This is a genomic window from Bacillus cereus group sp. MG1 (genome assembly GCF_040460035.1).
GTDB classification, from domain to species: domain Bacteria; phylum Bacillota; class Bacilli; order Bacillales; family Bacillaceae_G; genus Bacillus_A; species Bacillus_A cereus.
Genome location: NZ_JARVGY010000001.1, coordinates 4,123,187 through 4,143,611, shown reverse-complemented (window position 1 = coordinate 4,143,611; position 20,425 = coordinate 4,123,187). Strand labels below are relative to the sequence as shown.

The following is a 20,425-nucleotide window of genomic DNA, read 5'->3' as shown; positions in this document are numbered from 1 at the left end:
TACTTATAAAATACTTATCGTTTTCCTTTTTCATAAGGAGTTCCTAATGCTTTCGGAGCTTCAGAACGACCTACAAAACCAACAAGCGCTAATATTGTGAATACATATGGTAATATCGTTAATAAAACACTTGGAATTTGATCTAATACAGGAATTGTTCCGCCCGTTACACTTAGAGATTGCGCAAAACCAAAGAATAGAGCTGCACCTAATGCGCCTAGTGGATTCCACTTCCCAAAAATCATAGCAGCTAAAGCTAAGAAACCTTGTCCTGTAATAGTTGCCCCTGAGAAGTTATTAGAAATTGACATTGCAAAAATCGCTCCACCGATTCCAGCAAACACTCCTGAAATACAGACTCCAATATAACGCATTTTATATACATTAATCCCCATCGTATCCGCTGCCATTGGGTGTTCACCAACAGCACGTAGACGAAGACCGAACGGTGTTTTATAAATAACATACCAAACAACGAATGCTAAAATAATGGCAATATACGACGTTATTGGTACGTTCGAGAAAAATATTTTCCCTAAAACCGGAATATCCGAAAGGCCTGGAATATCAATCTTTTCAATACGATACTGAATAAAGTCAGTCTGCCCTTTATCAAAAATCTTCTTAATTGCAAATACTGTTAAACCAAGAGATAAGAAGTTAATGGCTACACCACTTACAACTTGATCTGCTCGGAATGTAATAGAAGCTACCGCATGAAGTAATGCAAATAACCCACTACCAATTGCCGCAAATAATAACGCAATCCATGGAGTCATCGTTCCCCAAGTATCACCCATTAATAAGTTTGTAACAACTCCAATAAATGCACCAAATAGCATTAGTCCTTCTAATCCGATATTTACAACACCCGATCGTTCACTAAATACACCACCTAGTGCTGTGAAAATGATAGGTGCCGATGTATATAACGTACCCGTCACAAGAATGGCTAATATATCTAAAAAGCTCATTTATTTCCCCTCCTTGCTCATGCGTGTAAGCGCCCATCTTAACACATAACTACATGCAACAAAGAAGATGATACATGCAATAATTACATTAATAAGCTCTGACGGTACATCTGCCTCAAAGTTCATTTGAGGGGAAGCACTTTTCAAACCACCAAATAATAAAGCTGAAAGGATTATACCAAACGGATTATTCCCTCCAAGTAATGCTACGGCAATCCCATCAAATCCTACTCCTGTAAACGAAGACATCGCTGTCATACTCTGGAATGTCCCTAATCCTTCCATCGCTCCACCAATCCCCGCAAATGCACCAGCAATTGTCATAGAGAATACTACATTACGAGAAACTTTCATACCTGCATATTGAGAAGCATGCTGATTAAATCCTACAGACTTTAATTCGTAACCTAAAGTTGTTCGATCTAATAAGAACCACATTAAAATAGCGATTAAAATTGCTACAATAATTCCCCAGTGTAGACGTGAACCGTCAGTAATAGAAGCAAGCCAGTCTGAAGATAGTGACGCACTCTCTTTAATATCATACGTTTTGTCATTACCCGCATGTAAGAAACGCTTAATGATGTCATACGTTACATACAACGCAATATAGTTCATCATAATAGTTACAATAACTTCATTCACTTGAAACTTCCCTTTTAAATATCCCGGAATGAAGCCCCAAATTCCGCCCACCAATGCGGCAAATAAAATCGATAATGGAATATGAAGGAACGCTGGTAGTGAGACTGCATAACCGAACCAAACCGCTGCAAGCCAACCAACTAACAATTGACCCTCTACCCCGATATTAAATAAACCTGTACGAAATGCAAACGCGACCGATAAGCCAGCAAGAATAAGCGGTATCATTGTACGGAGCGTTTCACCAATCGCACTTGCGCTGCCGAACATTCCTGTCCAAAGTGCACTATAACCAACAATTGGATCATAGCCACTAACTAGCATTACAATCGCTCCTACAAGTAAGCCGAAAATAACGGATAGTACTGGGACTAAAATATTTATCGTTCGTTCTGTTAAAAGTTTTTTAGCCATTTGTACCCACCTGCTCCTTCTTTGTTCCTCCAGCCATTAACAATCCAAGCTGTTGTTCATTCGTTTCTTTCGCATCAACTATTGCTACAATTTCCCCTTCATAAATAACAGCAATTCGATCGCTAACATTTAAGATTTCATCTAACTCTAATGATAAAAGTAATACACCTTTTCCTTTATCCCTTTGCTCTATTAATCTCTTATGAATAAATTCAATTGCTCCTACATCTAAACCACGTGTTGGCTGTGCCGCAATTAATAAATCTGGATTTCGGTCTACTTCACGTGCAATAATTGCTTTTTGTTGATTCCCCCCAGATAGAGCGCGTGCTAACGTTTGCTCACTAGGTGTACGTACATCAAACTGTTCAATAAGAGCCTTTGCTTTTTCTGTAATTTTGCTAAAATTTAAAATCCCTTTCTTTGAAAACGGATTTTTATAGTACGTTTGAAGAACTATATTATCTCTAACAGAAAAATCAAGAACGAGTCCGTGTTTATGACGATCTTCTGGAATATGACCAATTCCTTCTTCTGTTATTCTTCTAACAGGCCAATTTGTTATTTCTTTTCCTTTAATTGCAATAGAACCTGACTCAACTTTTCGTAAACCAGTAATCGCTTCTATTAATTCACTTTGTCCGTTTCCATCAATCCCTGCAATCCCAACAATTTCCCCCGCACGAACAGTTAAGTCAAGGCCTTTTACAGCAGGTAGTTGACGTGCATCGTGAACAACAAGGTTTGCAATTGAAAGTACATCTTCTTTTGGCTTCGCGTCTATTTTTTCTGTTTTAAAATTCACTTGACGTCCGACCATTAATTCTGCAAGTTTATTTTCATCCGTATTTGCAACGTCAACCGTTCCAATCCCTTTTCCTTTACGAATAATCGTACAACGATCGCAAACTTCCATAATTTCTTTCAACTTATGTGTAATAAGAACAATAGATTTTCCTTCTTGTACAAGCTTTTTCATAATTTGAATTAGCTCATGAATTTCTTGTGGTGTTAACACAGCTGTCGGTTCATCAAATATTAAAATTTCTGCACCGCGGTAAAGAGTTTTCAAAATCTCCACACGCTGTTGCATACCAACTGAAATATCCTGTATTTTCGCATATGGATCTACAGCCAAACCGTATTGTTCAGACAGTTTTTGAATTTCTTTAGCAGCATCCTCAACAGCAATTTTCCCTTTTTTCTTCGGTTCATTTCCGAGAATAATATTCTCTGTAACTGTAAAATTATGAACAAGCATAAAGTGTTGATGGACCATTCCAATACCAAGGTCATTTGCTATATTCGGATTTGTAATTTTTACAGGTTTACCTTTAATTTTAATTTCACCCTGCTCTGGTTGGTACAAACCAAATAGTACATTCATCAATGTGGATTTCCCTGCACCATTTTCTCCAAGTAAAGCATGTATCTCACCCTGCTTTACTTGCAGCGTAATATCATCATTCGCTACAATGCCTGGGAATACTTTCGTAATGTTATTCATCTCAATTACGTATTCCATTGTGTTCCTCCTTTTAACAGGGAACATTCCCTATTACACTATTAACTTATTAAGCAATTCGGAAGTTTTATACATACAAAGGTTAGTTCTATGAACTAACCTTTGCTATTTCTCTATTTATTTTTTTAGAGAAGCTTCGTATTCTTTATACTCTTTATCTGTAGCTGGCACTTTAATTTCACCGGCTGTAATTTTCTTTTCAAGCTCTTCTACTTTTGTTAAAATTTCAGGGTTAACTTTTTTCACGTTATCAGTTGTTTTTGAAATACCAATACCGTCATCTTTTAAGCCAAACTCTTCAATTTTCCCACCTTTTAAATTCCCATCTTTTGCTTCTTTAGCTACTTTTTCTACTGCTACATCAACACGTTTAATCATTGAAGTTAATGTTACATTTTCAGGCATACCTTCTTGATGTTGGTCACGGTCAACACCGATTACCCAAACATTTTCACCTTTTTTCTTACGGTTTTTCGCTTCTGTGAACACACCGTTACCTGTACCACCAGCAGCATGATAAATTACGTCTACGCCTTGACCATACATTGCTGAAGCAAGAACTGTACCTTTTTCAGGCTTATCGAATGCTTCTGCATATTCAGATACGATTTCAATGTTTGGATTTACTGCCTTTGCACCAGCTTTAAATCCATTTTCAAATTTACTAATTAAATCACTTTTCATTCCACCAACAAATCCTACTTTATTCGATTTTGTTGACATAGCTGCTACCGCACCTACAAGGAATGATCCTTCATGATCTTTAAACGTAATGCTCGTTACGTTCGGTGCATCTACAACAGTATCTACGATTGCAAATTGTTGTTTTGACGATTCTTTTGCTACTTCTTTAATTGCACCCTCTAATTTATAACCAATTCCGAATGTTAAATCATATTTATCTTTCGAGAATTTTTTTAAATTCGGAATATAATCAGCCTCTTTTTCAGACTGAAGGTAACGATAATTTGTCTTTTCTTTTAAACCATTATCTTTACCAAACTTTTGTAACCCTTCCCAAGAAGATTGGTTGAATGACTTATCATCAACGCCCCCAACATCCGTTACAAGACCAACCTTGAAGTCTTTATTGTCTTTCGTGTCTTTCTTGTCACTGCTCGCCTTATCCGAGTTACCACATGCACCTAAAACTGTACTTGCTGCTAATGTTAATGATAATAAAAGGCCTGCTTTTTTCTTCATACTAGAAACCCCTCCAAAAATGATATATATTTATTTATTCTTACGCTGCTGTTCCTTACTTCTTGCTGTCACCTCCCTAAAAAGGAATTTACCTACATACGCTTTCTTAATACGTGGAAGCTAAATTTATCAGCTCTAAAGTAATTGATAGAATATAAGATTGGCTCATCATTTTGATCATAGTGCATTTGTTTTAATACAAGCAGTGCTGTTTCAGGCTCACATTCTAAAATCGGTGAGATTTTAGGGTGATAGCCAATTGGCTCAATGTGGGCAACCGCATATGTTATGCGCTTATGTGTGTTATTATGTATCACCGTTAATAATGATTCCTCATTGTAACCCGATAAATCTGGCAATATTTCTTTTGCAAGTTTATCGATACAATACACAACAGGTTCCCCATCTGCTGTACGCACGCGTTCAATCATCACTGCATTAAAACCATCTTCACTATTAAACTTCTCTTTTTCCTCTTCTGTTAAAGTTGTAGTAGATGATGATAAAAAGATTGTTCCTGGTGTTTTCCCCACACTAGAAATCATATCTGTAATACTAGAAAGTTGTTCTATTCCAGAAGAAAATAATGGCTTTGCATTTACAAATGTCCCTACACCATGTCTACGAATGACAACATTTTCTTCTTCTAAAATACGCAACGCTTCCCTTAAAGTCGCTCTACTTACGCCAAGTTCTTTCGCTAAATCAAACTCTGATGGTAACTTTTGTCGTTCTTTATAAGCCCCATCTTTAATTTTTTCTTTGATGTGATCAATCACCCGTAGATATAGGTGACGACTATCGGATTTTACTGACATAAGACTCCCCCGCATTTCAATTATTCGACCTCTGATGTAAGACTTCTTTTCTCTTTTTTCAACTTACAACATAGTACAAATGACTAAACACCAAAATAAGCGTAATTGTCGAATAAATAATAATAATTTTTTTTAATGAAATTTTCACTCTTTATTGCATAAAAAAAACTTTGCACCATAAACATTCCTCATTTCGAGAAAAAGTTCGGCACAAAGATCCTTTACATCCTTTGTTACACACTTTTCCCCTCATAGTCTAGCAATTCATGGTTGCCAGGTAGAAACTTATGGACCTTATCTCCAAGATTATATGAGGCAGTGATTCTTTTCGAAGTAATCTTACCACTTGCTCTCATACGTGTCAACAAAATCCAACATTTTTCTGCATTAAATATCGAACATTTACATAAAACATAATCAAAGTATTCGTATTCTAAAGAGCACCCCTAAATGTAAGCCCTTTCTTTATTGCTGAGTATAGTATATAACAAAAACACTATATAAAAAAGCCTAATTGTAAAAACAATTAGGCTTTTTTTAAGAACTTTTTTCTTGTACATCATTAATGAGCACTTCTCTCGGTTTACTACCTTCATACGGACCTACTACACCATTCATTTCCATTGCATCAATTAGGCGAGCAGCTCGCGTATAACCTACTCTAAACCTACGTTGTAACATAGAAACAGATGCTGTTTGCATTTCCACTACAAGTTGAACCGCTTCATCATATAATTCATCTTCTACTTCCTGCTTCGTATCAGGAACATCTTGCGGAATCATATCTTCTTGATATTGTGCTTTTTGCTGTCCAATAACATATTCTACAACTCTCTCAACTTCATCATCTGATAAAAATGCACCTTGTACACGTACAGGTTTCGATGCACCAATTGGTATAAACAGCATGTCTCCACGACCTAATAGCTTCTCTGCACCACCACCGTCAAGAATTGTACGAGAATCTGTTTGAGAAGATACAGCGAATGCAATACGTGATGGAATATTTGCTTTAATAACACCCGTAATAACGTCAACTGACGGACGTTGCGTTGCAATAATTAAATGAATACCAGCAGCACGAGCCATTTGTGCTAGACGCATAATCGCATCTTCTACATCAGACGAAGCAACCATCATTAAATCTGCTAACTCGTCCACAATTACTACAATATAAGGTAATTCGGGTTGTTTCGCTTCTGATTGACTATTATGCTCTTTTATATAATCGTTGTATCCTTCAATGTTACGTGTACCACTATGAGCAAACAATTCATAACGACGTTCCATTTCACTCACAACTTTTTTCAATGCTTGCGATGCTTTCTTCGGATCAGTTACAACTGGCGTTAACAAATGAGGCACACCATTATATACATTTAACTCTACCATTTTCGGGTCAATCATCATTAATTTTACTTCATGTGGTTTTGCACGCATTAAAATACTAACAATAATACCGTTAATACATACACTTTTCCCGCTACCTGTCGCACCAGCTACGAGTAAATGGGGCATTTTATTTAAACGGGCTAGTACAGCTTCACCTGTAATATCTCGACCAAGACCAATTAACAACTTCTCTTCCGGATGATTATTAGCCTTAGAATCAAGAACTTCCCTCAGCGTTACCATCGAAACTTCTGAGTTCGGAACTTCGATCCCTACAGCTGATTTCCCGGGAATTGGCGCTTCAATACGAATGTCCTTGGCAGCTAAAGCAAGGGCTAAATCATCACTTAAACTGACAATTTTGCTTACCTTTACCCCCATATCAGGATACACTTCATATTTTGTAACTGCAGGACCTCTATGTACTTTTGTTACTTTCGCTTTCACTCCGAAACTTTGGAATGTACGTTCTAATTTACGAGCATTCTCATAAATTTCCGCATTTTCATTTGTAACTTGCTTATTCTTTGGAAATTTTAATATATCAAGTGAAGGAAGCTTGTAATCTTTATTTTCTACATTGGAAAATTGCATAGGAGGTGCTTGCGCTTCACTCTCTAACGATTCAACAATTTTTTCTCCACGCTTTTTCTTTGGCTCTTCAATTGGCGGAGTCTCTTCAATAAACGGTGAAGTAATCAAATCTTCTTGCTCTACTTCAATTCGTTTATCCTCTTCTTCATTTACAGGATAATTCTCAGTGAAATTCGAAATAATCGGAGGATCAATTGAGATTTCTTCCATCGGCTCAATAATTTCTTCTTGTTCTGCAGCACGTTTGCTTCTTGTGCTTCTTGTTGTTTTTTTCTTTTCTGTTTGTTCAGCCGTTCTTTTAGCTCTCCAATCTTTATAATCCCCTTGCATCACTTGAAATTGACTTCTAAGAATTCTACCAACTGGCGCTAACACTTCTCCAATATGCTTATTTGTTATACAAAGTATACCGAGAATAACTAGAATAATACCAATGATATAAGCTCCTACTTCGTCAAATAAGAAGTAACATGTTGCGAACATAAGCGCACCAAACATACCACCACCTAAATGAACGCTATCTGGCCCCTTTTTCATTTCAAGAAAGAAGTTATCTTTCGTACTCACAATAACAGAAGTATTTTGCACTGCTCCATCTTTTGTAAGAAGGTTAAATAATGTAATATGACTAAACATTAATATCGCCAATACAATTAAATAAAATCCAATTAATCGTTTATTTAAAAGGTTCGGCCATCCGCGTTTTATAACAAAGGAAACCGATAAAGCTATTACACCTAACACACCAATTATGTACCACTCACCAAAGAAGAAGCGAAAAAATAACACAAACGATTTTCCTACAACGCCTAGCTGTAAAATCGTAATGATTGAAAGTGCAAAAAGAGTTAAACCGACAATTTCATAATACAAAGTTGGCTTTATCGTACGCCTTGCCTTTGCCTTCGTCCCTCTTTGCTTTTGTTTTGCCATTTCTTCACCTCGCGTTCTACATATAAATAAAGCTCCCCTCAAAATGCTCTATTTATATGTCTGTTTTCTCTATTTTCCAGGTCTTTATATCTTCTATTTTTACACTTCTTGTAAAATGCTAAATAAACAGAAGAAAGCAGCCTACTCATGGCTGCTCAACCGTCTTGTTTTTTATATTATACCATAGCTTCTAAACAAAATCCTTCTTTTTGCTAAAAGGTTATTTTCTGACCGGGCTCAAACTCTAAATAGTGAAGTGGGTCCGTACTTAGCACACGTACAATAGAATAACATCCATGTTCCTCTTCAGAAACCATTAATTCCACACCATTTATATTTACAACTTTTTGACTTTCACATTGTGAATAATCGGCCGGATACACAAGTTGCTCTGGCATAATTGTATATAAAATCATTGTAGCATTGTCCCTTCTGTACTATCTTCCGCACGAACATCTATTAATTCGTTTAATTTTCGAATTGCATTTCCAATACCGCCGACATCATCTATAAGACCGTACTTTACTGCATCCCCACCAATTACATTCGTCCCAATATCTCGCGTTAAATTTCCTTTCGCAAACATAAGCTCTTTAAAACGATCTTCTGTTACTTTCGAGTGCTTCGTCACAAAACGAATGACTCTTTCTTGCATCTTATCCAAATACTCAAATGTTTGTGGCACACCTATGACAAGACCTGTTAAACGAATTGGATGAATTGTCATCGTCGCAGTTTCCGCAATAAACGAATAGTCAGTAGAAACAGCAATCGGTACACCGATGGAATGTCCCCCACCTAAAACTAGAGATACTGTTGGTTTTGAAAGTGAAGCTACCATTTCAGAAATTGCTAGCCCAGCTTCAACGTCACCTCCAACCGTATTTAATATTAAAAGCAAACCTTCAATTTTCGGATTTTGTTCAATCGCAACAATTTGCGGAATGATATGCTCGTATTTTGTTGTTTTATTTTGCGGTGGTAATTGAACATGACCTTCCACTTGTCCGATAATCGTTAAACAATGAATACGTGATTCATTCATCTGTGGTACATTTGTCTGTCCAAGCTGTTGAATTTTTTCGACTATCGAAGCCTCTTTTCCAGCTTCTTTTGGCTCAGCTTCTTTTTCTTCATTTGTATATCGATCACGTTCTGTCATTTCGCATCCCCTTTCACTCGTATATAACTATTATTTCTTAAGTTATAAATTTCATTCGATAGGGTTAAAAAGAAAAAAGATCACCCATAAGGGTGATCTTTTTTCAGGCTGTGGAGAAAGTCTTCTCCACAGCCTGTTTTTGTGTCTGAACCTCTTTTTATGTGTCAACACTGATAAAAAAGAGGAAAAGGAGAGAGTTTTTATGATGGGTGCTTTAAAAAATCATCGTGATGAACGTGTATCTGTTTCTGTAGAAGAGTTGGTTCCACAAGATCATTTCCTTCGTGCGATTGAAGCGACAATTAGTTTTGATTTTATTGAAGAGAAATTACGCCCTTATTACTGTGAAAACAATGGACGTCCGTCAATCCATCCTATCGTTTTATTTAAAATGATGTTTATTGGATATTTTTACGGTATTCGTTCGGAGCGTCAATTGGAAAAAGAGATTAAAACGAATATCGCCTACCGTTGGTTTTTAGGATTTTCTCTATCAGATACTATTCCAGATCATTCTACAATCAGTTGGAATCGCCGTACCCGCTTTATTCATACAAATATTTTCGAAGAAATTTTTGATGAGATCGTGAGGCAAGCGACAGAGCACCGGATGGTGGGAGGACGTGCGCTAATGACAGATTCTACGCACATTAAGGCCAATGCCAATAAAAATAAATTTGTACATAAATATAAAAAAGAAAAAGCAAAGTTTTATATAGATGAGCTAGAAGCTGCGGTAATCGAAGATCGTAAGGTACATGGAAAAAAGAATTAAAACCTAGAGAGGAAAGTGATACCCCTACCAAAAAAACTCGTATAAGTACAACGGATCCAGATAGTGGATTTTTAATGAGAGATGGAAAACCGAACGGTTTTCATTTCTTAGACCATCGTACGACTGATGCGAAGTACAATATTATTACAGATACCTATGTAACGGCTGGAAATATGGCAGATTCCGAGCCATATTTAGCACGCCTCCAAGCTCAAATTGATAAATTCGGGTTCAAAGTAGAAGCTGTAGCTCTTGATGCAGGCTATTTTACGAGCTATATCTGTAAGAAATTATCGGAGAGAAATATATTTATGGTGATGGGGTATCGCCGATTTGGAAAAAGAAATAAAGAAGTACCAAAAAGCCAATTTAAATATGTAGAAGAAATGAATGCATTCGCTTGTCCGATGGGGTGTATTTTAGAGTATGCGACAACGGATCGTGAAGGATATCGTCAATATAAATCGAAGCCAGAAGACTGCGCTGTTTGTCCGCTACGTGAGGTATGTTTTTCAAAGAAACAAAAACAAAAAGTTATCACTCATCATATATGGGAGAAATATAAGGATATCGCTAGAAAAAACAAACTAACAGTTACAGGGAAAAAGTTGTACAAAGTACGCTGTTCAACTATAGAGCGAAGCTTTGCAGACGCCAAAGAACTACATGGCTATCGATATGCTCGATTTCGAGGGCTGAAGTCTGTCCAAATGCAGGCTTATCTCACCGCAGCTTGTCAAAACATGAAAAAAATAGCCCTCCATCTGACCAAAAAAGGTCTGGTGGAGGGCTATTTTTTTGAAACTCTATTATTTTATGTTGTTTTTATTCGCTAAAATCAAAATGATTACAGAGTGTTGGGAACCCCTAAAGGGTTTCCCAACACTCTGAAAAAAGATCACCCATAAGGGTGATCTTTTTTATACTTCCATAATAATCGGTAAAATCATAGGTTTTCTCTTTGTCTCTTCGTACAAGAACTGCCCTAATAATTCACGAATATTTTGTTTTAACATTGACCATTCAATTGAATATTCTTTAATTGACTGCTCAACAATCATACGTACAATCTCTGTAGAACGTTCAATTAACGCTTCTGATTCACGAACATATACGAAACCACGTGAAATGATTTCTGGACCAGAGATAATTTTCTTTTCATCTTTACCAAGCGTTACAACAACTACTAGTATTCCATCTTGAGATAACATCTTTCTATCTCGAAGAACGATATTACCAACGTCACCTACACCTAATCCATCAATTAAAACATTACCAGCTTGTACTTTACCGACTAAGTTCGCTTCATCGTCACCAAAAGCAATTACATCGCCTTTTTCTACGATAAAGATATTTTCTCTTGTAATACCTACATCTTCAGCTAAATATGCATGCGCTTTTTGCATACGGAACTCACCATGTACGGGTACAAAGTACTTTGGTTTCATTAAATTTAACATTAATTTTAATTCTTCTTGGCTACCGTGACCTGACACGTGAACTTTTCTTTCGCCGTAATAAACAACTTCAGCTCCAGCTCTAAATAACAAATCAATAATTTTTGATACAGATATTTCATTACCCGGAATTGGCGAAGCAGCAATGATAACAGTATCACCTTTACGAATTGAAATTTGTTTATGTGCTTGTTTTGCCATTCTAGATAGAGCAGCCATCGGTTCACCTTGACTACCTGTCGTTAAAATAGCTACCTTTTTCTCTGGGAAGTTGTCTACTTCTTGTAATGAAATAACCATACCTTCTGGAACATCTAAATAACCAAGACGTCTTGCAATGTCTACTACTTTCACCATACTACGTCCTACTACCGCTACTTTTCGCCCTGTTTCAGCAGCTGCATCAAATACTTGTTGAATACGATGTACATTTGATGCAAATGAAGCAACGATAATACGACCTTCTGCGCCATAGAACACTTTAGAGATTTCTACACCAACTTCTTTTTCTGAACCTGTATAACCTGGGCGCTCTGCGTTTGTACTATCAGATAATAAGCAAAGTACGCCTTCATTTCCGATTTGCGCCATTTTCCCAAGGTCTGCTCCACTATTTCCAATTGGAGTTTGATCGAATTTAAAGTCTCCCGTATATACGACTGCACCTTTTGATGTATGGAAACAAACGCCAACAGAATCCGGAATACTATGTGTCGTTCCGAAGAATGACACCGTTGTAGTGTTAAATTCTACTGTTGAATTTGAATCGATTGTTTTTAGGTCTACACGGCCTAACATGCCCGCTTCACCAAGTTTTTCTTGTATAAGTCCTACTGTTAATTTCGTTGCATAGACTGGAATAGATAATTTACGAAGTACATACACAATTCCACCAATATGATCTTCATGACCGTGAGTAATAAATAAACCTTTTACTCGCTCTTGATTTTCCACTAAATATGTAATATCAGGAATAACGATATCAATTCCAAACATTTCATCTCCCGGGAACATTAACCCTGCATCTACGATAAAGATTTCAGAATCAATTTCAACACAGTACATGTTTTTCCCGATTTCACCTACTCCACCAAGAGCAAATACTTTAACAGACTCATTCTCTTTTCTCTTCATGTTGTTGCCTGGTTTAAAAATCTTGCAAACACTGATTTCACTAAAATTGCAGAGACACCAGGGGAAACTCTACAACCACCATATTTTCACCGTCCAAGACGAATGTCCTTACCGTTATGCGATATCATGTCCTTGTTTATTTTTTAAACCAGGTTTCACCTCTCTTTCATTATATAAATCAAATATCTTATTCGATATGATATGAAAATTTAATTAAATTATAATTTTTCCCAATTTTGCTAAGCATACCCGTACTAAGCTACTTAGCCATATTATACCTGATACAAGAAATAGAACACAAGTTAAATCGTGCGAAAGAAAGAGTAAAAGAACGGAATGACAACAAAAGTATCGAAGGTATTTCCTTTATATTTACTTCGATTTTATACTCCATATTATTTTGAAGAACTAGCCATACATACGCTAAATTCATTTCATAATAGAGAGTTTCAAGATTTATTTTTCTAGAATCCAACAAAAACACTTACAAAATGGAGTTTTTTTATGAATTACGTCAAATTTGAGGGGATTTCTCTAAAAACAAACACCGTAGTTTATTACGTTTATTCCATAATATCTATCATTTTTTGACTCGGTTAAAGGAGTACGATTATTTTCTTATACACATAATGAAGAAGCGATTAATATTCTTATAAGAACACATATAGGTGAGAAAACGAGAAAAAGATTTGCATATAATAAAAAATGACCTAGTTCTACACTAGGTCATTTTTTATTAACGAGGGATAGATTGCATTACAGATTGTAACGTTACTCTTTCTTCTTCTGTTAATGGAAGAAGTGGTAAACGTACAGAACCTACATCTAATCCAACCATTTGTAACGCTGTTTTTACTGGAGTTGGACTTGGCGCCATAAATAATGAATCAGTTACTCTTACAAGTAATTGATGTAATTTTTGTGCCTTCTTAAATTCTCCTGATTGAAATGCTGTAATCATTTCTTGCATTTCGTTTCCGATAACATGAGAGGCTACCGAAACGATACCTTTCGCTCCAACTGCCATAGCTGGTAACGTTAAACCGTCATCACCGCTGTATACCGCAAAGTCGTCCGCTGTTTTTTCAATGATTTCTGTCATTGTTAACACATCGCCGCCGGCATCTTTAATAGCAACAATGTTTTCTATTTCTGATAAACGAACAACTGTATCAACGGAGATTTGTACAATAGATCGTCCTGGAACGTTATATAGCATAACCGGAAGCGGCGTGCTTTCAGCAATTGCTTTAAAATGCTGATACATTCCTTCTTGACTCGGTTTGTTATAATACGGTGCTACTAGCATTACTGCATCCACTCCAACTTCTGTTGCCTTTTTAGTTAAGTCAATAGAAGCATGCGTATTATTGCTACCTGTTCCAGCGATTACGGGCACTCTTTTATCGACAACAGATACGACATGGCGATATAACGCTACTTTCTCTTCTGAAGTTAATGTAGGAGATTCTCCTGTCGTTCCTCCTACCACGATTGCTGTTGTACCGTTATCAATTAAATAATTTACCAATTTCGTTGTCTTTGCAAAATCGATATTCCCGTTTATATCAAACGGTGTTACCATCGCGGTTGCAATTGTCCCAAAATCTATCATGGTCTCACTCCTTATTGTTCCAGTTGCTTTTCTTTTGAAAGCTCAAACGCACTATGTAATGCATTTACAGCCTCCACTAAATCAATTTCTTTTACAAGAACCCAAATTGTTGTATGACTATCTGCCGATTGCAGGATTTGAATGCCTTTTTCCGCTAAAGCTGTAACGATTTTTGCAGTAACCCCTGGGATGCCTGCCATTCCAGCTCCAACGATAGATACTTTCGCACAATGTTCTGTCACAATTGGCTCATATCCAAGTTGTTTTAGCACTTCGACAGCACGAGCTGATACATTATCATTTACTGTGTAAGCTACACCAGTAGGAGAAATGTTAATTAAATCAACACTAATGCCTTCGTTTGCCATTTCTTTAAATACATGCTGCTGTATGTCGTATGCCGTTTCTTTTGCAAGTACTTTAATTTGCGTTACGTTCGATACGTGGGCAATACCTGTAACAGGACGTTCTTCTACATCCTGCCCTTTTGTAGCACCATCGTATGCTGCAATAAGAGTACCTTCACTTTCAGAATACGTAGAACGTACACGAAGTGGCACTTTTGCATGCATCGCAATTTCAACTGCACGTGGATGAACGACTTTCGCACCTTGATAAGCCATGTTACAAATTTCGTTATACGTTACAGTTTGAAGATGACGTGCATCTTTTACAATACGAGGATCCGCAGTCATAACACCTTCTACATCAGTGAATATATCGATATATTCAGCATGAAGTGCAACACCTAATGCTGAAGCTGAAGTATCACTACCTCCGCGTCCAAGTGTTGTCGTATCACCTTTTTTCGTTTGCCCTTGAAATCCTGTAACGACGATTACATCTACATTTTCTAACTCTTCATGTATACGATCGCAATTCATTTCAATAATCTTTGCATTCGTAAAGTCATCATTCGTTACAAAACCAGCTTGTGCACCATTTAATGCTGCTGCTTTTATACCGTTCTCATTCAACATATTAGAGAAAACAATTGCAGAGATTAACTCTCCGCATGATAATAATAAATCTTGCTCACGTTTAGAAATAGTAGATTCCTCTTGATTTACAAGACTTAATAACGTATCCGTTGCATATGGTTCACCTTTACGGCCCATAGCAGATACGACAGTAACTACTTTATAACCAGCAGCTAATGATTTTTTTATATGATGAAGCGCATGCTTACGTCCATTGTCATCACGTACTGATGTGCCACCAAATTTTTGAACAATTATTTTCATATTTTGCACCTTCTCTTAGCCGTTTACACTAATTGTAATTTTACTAAGCGCTCTGCAATTTGAACAGAATTCCATGCAGCGCCTTTTAATAAGTTATCAGATACGACCCAAAGATGGAATCCTTTATCGTTATTTAAATCTTTACGGATTCTTCCAACGAATACTTCGTTTTTACCTACTGCAGTAGCTGGCATTGGATATAACTGCTCTTCTGGATTATCTTGCAGAACAATACCTTCCGCATTTGCAAGTAAGCTCTTTAATTCTGCTACTGTTACGCCTTCTTTTTCTACTTCGATGTAAACAGACTCAGAGTGTCCTGATACAACTGGTAAACGTACACATGTTGCCGCTACTTCTAATTCAGGCATATGCATAATTTTTTTCGTTTCGTTAATCATTTTCATTTCTTCAAACGTAAATCCATTATCTTGGAATTTATCAATCTGTGGAATCGCATTAAAAGCAATTGGGAAATGCTTCTTATCACCTGATACAGGAAGAACATTTGCCTTAACTTCTTCGCCATTTAAGATTGCTTGTGATTGTTCATGCAGTTCTTCAATAGCTGCCGCACCAGCACCTGATACAGCTTGATATGTGGAAACGATTACTCGTTTTAAACCATATTGCTGACGAACTGGCTCAAGAGCTACTACCATTTGAATTGTAGAACAGTTTGGATTTGCAATAATACCATTATGTTCTTTTAAGTCGTTTTCATTTACTTCAGGTACAACAAGTGGCACGTTTTCTGTCATACGGAATGCACTTGTATTATCAACAACAATCGCACCGCGTTTTGCTGCTTCTGGCGCTAATTGTTTCGATACAGATCCACCAGCACTAAATAGTGCGATATCTACTCCTTCAAAGCTTTCAGGAGTTGCCTCTTGAACTGTAAATTCTTCGCCTTTAAATACAAGTTTCTTACCTGCAGATCGTTTAGATGAAAGTAACGTTAATTTCCCGATTGGAAATTCTCGTTTCTCTAAAGTATTTAACATTTGTTCACCAACTGCGCCGGTTGCTCCAACTACAGCGACATGAAAAGTTTTTTGCTTTTCCATCACTATGCCCCTTTCTAGATACCAATCCTTCTATAACTTAGAATCAGAAGGAGTATACAATACCCCTTCTAATCTTAATAACGTTAATTTTATCATATTCTACAGTAAGAATGATGGTTTCATCAAAAATTGTCCGTTTTTTTTCGTTTTTTAATTCATATATCTGAATTTTTCTACGACCACCGGTTGCAATTGCTTCCCTTGCAGCGCTTCTAACACTGTATCTTCCAGCAGCTCCATGCGAGCTACCATTGAGTTCGGTTTTTTCTCTGGTGCATCTTGGCCGAATGGGACGAAGTAGATGTTTTTTGTTGCCATTAGGCGCATGAGATTTACTCCATTAAGCCCTAGAGCATCATTCGTCGAAACAGCCAATACGACAGGCTTGCCATTTCTTAACGTCGCTTTCGCTGCCATTAATACTGGAGAGTCTGTCATTGCATTTGCAAATTTACTCATAGAATTCCCTGTTAGTGGTGCAATTACCATACAATCTAGTGGAATTTTAGGTCCTAGTGGTTCTGCACCAACGATTGAATTAATTGCTTTAAAACCTGTTATTTCTTCAATCTTCTTAATCCACTCTGCTCCTTCTCCAAATCTAGTATTTGTTGATTGAACAGTGTAAGAAACAACAGGACGTACTTCTGCTCCCTCAGCAATTAATTTTTCTAAATGAGGCATTACTTCTTCGTACGTACAATGTGAACCTGTAAATCCGAAACCAATTCGTTTCCCCTTCAAACTCATTTCTTTTCCTCCTCCTTTGCAATTGCATCTGCTGCTAATAACTGAGAAAGAACATTTGCTAAAATTTGCCCAGCCGTTTTTGGGGCAACAATACCTGGTAATCCAGGTGCTAGCAATGCTTTGACTCCTCTTTTTTCCGCATATCTAAAGTCAGTACCGCCTGGTTTAGAAGCTAAATCAATCACTAACGTATGAGCTGGCATTTTTGCAATAACATTCGCTGTTACAACGAGATGCGGAATCGTATTAATTACAATATCGATATTTCCTACTTCTTTCTCTATGTCTTGCATATGAAAAGGAGAAAACATCATTTCTGTAATACGTGCAATATGTTCAGATCGTCTTGCTCCAACTTTGACATGGGCTCCTAATGATTGAAATGCTCTCGCAACACTCATTCCTGTTCTCCCAAATCCTAGAACCATTACATTGGACCCATGAATTGTATAGTCGGTATGTTGAATTACCATCATTAATGTACCTTCTACCGTTGGAATAGAATTGTATATTGCTACATCATCACGATCAAATAATTTAACAAGTTTTCGATTCGTAGTAGATACGAGATTTTCCAAGTAAGGTGTACCAATACCTGAATATATAGTAAAGTGTTCTGGTGTATTTTCAATTTGTTCTTTCGTTATTGAAACTTTTTCATTTGAAAAAATAGTATCTACTTCTCCTTTGGCATTTGTACCGGCAACCGGCAAAATAATTGCGTCTACAGAAGTGAAATCTAAATTTTGTATACTTTCTTTTGCTGCCCCTGTGAAACCATGATCTAACTGATCAAAACCTATCAAAGAAAGTTTCGCATCCAATTCAACTAGCTTACGAATTACTTCTAGCTGCCTTGCATCTCCTCCTATGACAGCAATATGCATCTCAGTCAACATTCCCTAATTCACCTTCTTTTTCTGTCATTTATAAGAAAAGTGCCTACTTTTTCTTTTTCCTCCACATCATATGTAATGTACGAGTTTATGGTGATTGAAAATCCAAATGCACATATGATTTATCAGGTTTCTATGTAGATACAAAAAAAGATGACCAAAATGGCCATCCTTCACTCCGAATTTGAACGATCTATACTATCACAAAGAAGCATATCGTGTCCGACTTTCTTTATTTGACTCCATGCCACTCTTACTTCTTGTGGTTCCTTTTTAAAACCTCCCCACTTCCCTACAGGTATTATAAGTGTTTGTATTTGTCCGTCTTTCTCATTAATCTCTAAATCCATATAACCTAAGGCTCCCATTTTTTCCGCTTTTTCTATATCTACAACCTCTTTACCGCTTAATTCACTTAATCGCATACTCACTCCACTCCCCTACTAAATTTTTCATTTGCATTGTCTATAATTAGTACCTATTCTATATGTATAAAAAAAATAACCTTCTCTCATTTAAAAAGAGAGAAGGTTATTTTCAGATACATCGTAAAAGTTGATTATAGTTTTATTCCTTTTGGAAGTTTTCCATCTGGACTAATTAATGCTGCAGAGAATTCATCTGTAAACATGTTACGAATTAACCCATCTACATTTTCTTTTGTTACAGTGTTTACACTTTCGATAATCTCATCAAGTGAACGATGCTTACGAAGTAGCAATTCATTTTTACCATTACGGCTCATACGACTATTCGTACTTTCTAAACTTAACATTAAGTTTCCTTTTAATTGCTCTTTACTATTAATAAGCTCTTTTTCTGTAATACCTGTATTTTTCAATGTTTCTAATGTTTCTTGCATTGTTTCATACAGTGTATCTAATTGTTGACTACCTGTTCCACCATACAGTGTTAACATACCTGTATCTTCATAAGAAGAATGGTAAGAAAATACTGAGTAAGCTAACCCACGTTGCTCACGTACTTCTTGGAATAAACGGCTACTCATACTACCGCCTAAAACGTTATTTAATACAATTAAGTTATAAATATCTTCGTGTCCCATTTGTAAGCCTTTATATCCTAAACATAAATGAGCTTGTTCTGTTTCCTTTTTACGTGCTACTTTGTTAAAATGGAAAATTGGACTATGTACTTGTTCACGATTTGTTGTTCCTTCATAACTACCGAAATATTGCTCTACCGTTTGTAAGAAGGCTTCATCAATATTTCCTGCAACTGAAACAACTACATTTTCAGGTGTATAATGATCCTTAATATATTGGCGTAGCGTATCACCTGTAAACGTATCAAGTGTTTCTTCTGTTCCTAAAATAGGATATCCAAGCGGATGCGTTTCATATGTTGCTTTCGTTAACATATCATGCACAATATCGTCTGGAGCATCTTCGTACATTTTAATTTCTTCACATACGACATTCTTCTCTTTTTTCAATTCTTCTTCATCAAATGTTGAATTAAAGAACATGTCAGCTAATACATCTAAAGCATATTTAGCATGTTCATCTAGCACTTTTGCATAGTAACAAGTGTACTCTTTTGAAGTAAAAGCATTCACTTGCCCACCAATACTATCAAATGATTCTGCAATTTCGCGTGCACTACGTGTTTCTGTCCCTTTAAAGAACATATGCTCTAAAAAGTGAGAAATCCCGTTATTTTTTTCATTTTCATTTCTTGATCCCGCATGGATCCAAATACCAATCGCAACCGATCTTACAGTTGGTATATTCTCCATAACTATTCTTACACCATTTTTACAAGTATATTTTTTAATCAAAAACTTTCCTCCTACTGCCAGTT

The 20,425-nt window shown here is 36.5% G+C and carries 17 protein-coding genes and 1 riboswitch; of the genes, 1 reads left to right on the top strand and 16 read right to left on the bottom strand.

The features are described 5' to 3' along the window. Window positions 1-14: 14 nt before the first annotated feature. The 8 genes from QCI79_RS21865 to tepA form a co-directional block, all read right to left on the bottom strand. Window positions 15-974: an ABC transporter permease gene (locus QCI79_RS21865; protein WP_000008857.1), complete on the bottom strand. Its 960-nt coding sequence runs from the start codon at window positions 972-974 to the stop codon at window positions 15-17. Next, window positions 975-2,033 (bottom strand): ABC transporter permease, encoded by a 1,059-nt coding sequence (locus QCI79_RS21860; protein ID WP_001085254.1) that lies wholly within the window; start codon window positions 2,031-2,033, stop codon window positions 975-977. It lies immediately after the preceding gene. Further along, window positions 2,026-3,558, bottom strand: a complete 1,533-nt coding sequence (locus tag QCI79_RS21855; protein ID WP_000456906.1) for an ABC transporter ATP-binding protein — start codon at window positions 3,556-3,558, stop codon at window positions 2,026-2,028. Before QCI79_RS21855 ends, QCI79_RS21860 begins: the two co-directional genes overlap by 8 nt. Window positions 3,559-3,675: 117 nt before the next feature. After that, the gene (locus QCI79_RS21850; protein WP_000725771.1) at window positions 3,676-4,761 is read right to left on the bottom strand and encodes a BMP family lipoprotein; all 1,086 of its coding nucleotides are present in this window, start codon (window positions 4,759-4,761) and stop codon (window positions 3,676-3,678) included. A gap of 92 nt (window positions 4,762-4,853) precedes the next feature. Continuing rightward, on the bottom strand, window positions 4,854-5,579 hold the full coding sequence (locus tag QCI79_RS21845) for a GntR family transcriptional regulator (protein ID WP_000114182.1): 726 nt from the start codon (window positions 5,577-5,579) through the stop codon (window positions 4,854-4,856). 232 nt (window positions 5,580-5,811) lie between these two features. Beyond that, window positions 5,812-5,913, bottom strand: a riboswitch (purine riboswitch). A gap of 203 nt (window positions 5,914-6,116) precedes the next feature. Then, on the bottom strand, window positions 6,117-8,498 hold the full coding sequence (locus QCI79_RS21840; RefSeq protein ID WP_001118777.1) for a DNA translocase FtsK: 2,382 nt from the start codon (window positions 8,496-8,498) through the stop codon (window positions 6,117-6,119). A 212-nt stretch (window positions 8,499-8,710) separates the two neighbouring features. Beyond that, window positions 8,711-8,914, bottom strand: coding sequence for a YlzJ-like family protein (locus tag QCI79_RS21835; RefSeq protein WP_000605020.1), 204 nt, complete (start codon window positions 8,912-8,914; stop codon window positions 8,711-8,713). Further along, window positions 8,911-9,660, bottom strand: coding sequence for a translocation-enhancing protein TepA (gene tepA / locus QCI79_RS21830; protein ID WP_000139806.1), 750 nt, complete (start codon window positions 9,658-9,660; stop codon window positions 8,911-8,913). The genes QCI79_RS21835 and tepA overlap by 4 nt, the downstream gene beginning before the upstream one ends. 202 nt (window positions 9,661-9,862) lie before the next feature. On the opposite strand from tepA, the gene QCI79_RS21825 reads away from it, so the two are divergent. Next, window positions 9,863-11,271, top strand: a protein-coding gene (locus tag QCI79_RS21825; RefSeq protein ID WP_097914644.1) for an IS1182 family transposase whose coding sequence is annotated in 2 segments (ribosomal slippage) — window positions 9,863-10,424 and window positions 10,424-11,271 — 1,410 coding nt in all. Because the reading frame shifts where the segments join, the coding sequence is not laid out codon by codon here. Window positions 11,272-11,355: 84 nt separating this feature from the next. On the opposite strand, the gene QCI79_RS21820 is transcribed toward QCI79_RS21825, so the two are convergent. The 8 genes from QCI79_RS21820 to QCI79_RS21785 all read right to left on the bottom strand — a co-directional run bounded on the left by QCI79_RS21820 (window position 11,356) and on the right by QCI79_RS21785 (window position 20,402). Further along, window positions 11,356-13,026, bottom strand: coding sequence for a ribonuclease J (locus QCI79_RS21820; RefSeq protein WP_000823096.1), 1,671 nt, complete (start codon window positions 13,024-13,026; stop codon window positions 11,356-11,358). 736 nt (window positions 13,027-13,762) lie between these two features. Continuing rightward, window positions 13,763-14,641: a 4-hydroxy-tetrahydrodipicolinate synthase gene (gene dapA / locus QCI79_RS21815; protein ID WP_000564764.1), complete on the bottom strand. Its 879-nt coding sequence runs from the start codon at window positions 14,639-14,641 to the stop codon at window positions 13,763-13,765. An 11-nt stretch (window positions 14,642-14,652) separates the two neighbouring features. Beyond that, window positions 14,653-15,885, bottom strand: coding sequence for an aspartate kinase (dapG, locus tag QCI79_RS21810; protein WP_000692453.1), 1,233 nt, complete (start codon window positions 15,883-15,885; stop codon window positions 14,653-14,655). Between the two features lie 23 nt (window positions 15,886-15,908). Continuing rightward, a complete protein-coding gene (asd, locus tag QCI79_RS21805; protein ID WP_000414846.1) occupies window positions 15,909-16,955 on the bottom strand; it encodes an aspartate-semialdehyde dehydrogenase in 1,047 nt (348 codons plus the stop codon). 150 nt (window positions 16,956-17,105) lie between these two features. Next, window positions 17,106-17,705 carry a dipicolinate synthase subunit B gene (gene dpaB / locus QCI79_RS21800; protein WP_000053596.1) on the bottom strand — a complete coding sequence of 200 codons (600 nt, stop codon included), beginning with the start codon at window positions 17,703-17,705 and terminating at the stop codon, window positions 17,106-17,108. Beyond that, window positions 17,702-18,604 carry a dipicolinic acid synthetase subunit A gene (dpaA, locus tag QCI79_RS21795; RefSeq protein ID WP_000954735.1) on the bottom strand — a complete coding sequence of 301 codons (903 nt, stop codon included), beginning with the start codon at window positions 18,602-18,604 and terminating at the stop codon, window positions 17,702-17,704. The genes dpaB and dpaA overlap by 4 nt, the downstream gene beginning before the upstream one ends. Before the next feature lie 170 nt (window positions 18,605-18,774). Next, a complete protein-coding gene (locus QCI79_RS21790; protein WP_001239756.1) occupies window positions 18,775-19,026 on the bottom strand; it encodes a YlmC/YmxH family sporulation protein in 252 nt (83 codons plus the stop codon). A gap of 134 nt (window positions 19,027-19,160) precedes the next feature. Continuing rightward, window positions 19,161-20,402: a M16 family metallopeptidase gene (locus tag QCI79_RS21785; RefSeq protein WP_000592989.1), complete on the bottom strand. Its 1,242-nt coding sequence runs from the start codon at window positions 20,400-20,402 to the stop codon at window positions 19,161-19,163. Window positions 20,403-20,425: the final 23 nt, after the last annotated feature.

What these genes read in the sequence shown, in the direction of transcription:
- QCI79_RS21850 (WP_000725771.1), bottom strand. Translation starts at nt 4,761, where the DNA reads ATGAAGAAAAAAGCAGGCCTTTTATTATCATTAACATTAGCAGCAAGT.
- dpaA (WP_000954735.1), bottom strand. Translation starts at nt 18,604, where the DNA reads ATGTTGACTGAGATGCATATTGCTGTCATAGGAGGAGATGCAAGGCAG.
- QCI79_RS21835 (WP_000605020.1), bottom strand. Translation starts at nt 8,914, where the DNA reads ATGATTTTATATACAATTATGCCAGAGCAACTTGTGTATCCGGCCGAT.
- asd (WP_000414846.1), bottom strand. Translation starts at nt 16,955, where the DNA reads ATGGAAAAGCAAAAAACTTTTCATGTCGCTGTAGTTGGAGCAACCGGC.
- tepA (WP_000139806.1), bottom strand. Translation starts at nt 9,660, where the DNA reads ATGACAGAACGTGATCGATATACAAATGAAGAAAAAGAAGCTGAGCCA.
- QCI79_RS21820 (WP_000823096.1), bottom strand. Translation starts at nt 13,026, where the DNA reads ATGAAGAGAAAAGAGAATGAGTCTGTTAAAGTATTTGCTCTTGGTGGA.
- QCI79_RS21840 (WP_001118777.1), bottom strand. Translation starts at nt 8,498, where the DNA reads ATGGCAAAACAAAAGCAAAGAGGGACGAAGGCAAAGGCAAGGCGTACG.
- QCI79_RS21790 (WP_001239756.1), bottom strand. Translation starts at nt 19,026, where the DNA reads ATGCGATTAAGTGAATTAAGCGGTAAAGAGGTTGTAGATATAGAAAAA.
- QCI79_RS21860 (WP_001085254.1), bottom strand. Translation starts at nt 2,033, where the DNA reads ATGGCTAAAAAACTTTTAACAGAACGAACGATAAATATTTTAGTCCCA.
- dapA (WP_000564764.1), bottom strand. Translation starts at nt 14,641, where the DNA reads ATGATAGATTTTGGGACAATTGCAACCGCGATGGTAACACCGTTTGAT.
- QCI79_RS21855 (WP_000456906.1), bottom strand. Translation starts at nt 3,558, where the DNA reads ATGGAATACGTAATTGAGATGAATAACATTACGAAAGTATTCCCAGGC.
- dapG (WP_000692453.1), bottom strand. Translation starts at nt 15,885, where the DNA reads ATGAAAATAATTGTTCAAAAATTTGGTGGCACATCAGTACGTGATGAC.
- QCI79_RS21845 (WP_000114182.1), bottom strand. Translation starts at nt 5,579, where the DNA reads ATGTCAGTAAAATCCGATAGTCGTCACCTATATCTACGGGTGATTGAT.
- QCI79_RS21865 (WP_000008857.1), bottom strand. Translation starts at nt 974, where the DNA reads ATGAGCTTTTTAGATATATTAGCCATTCTTGTGACGGGTACGTTATAT.
- dpaB (WP_000053596.1), bottom strand. Translation starts at nt 17,705, where the DNA reads ATGAGTTTGAAGGGGAAACGAATTGGTTTCGGATTTACAGGTTCACAT.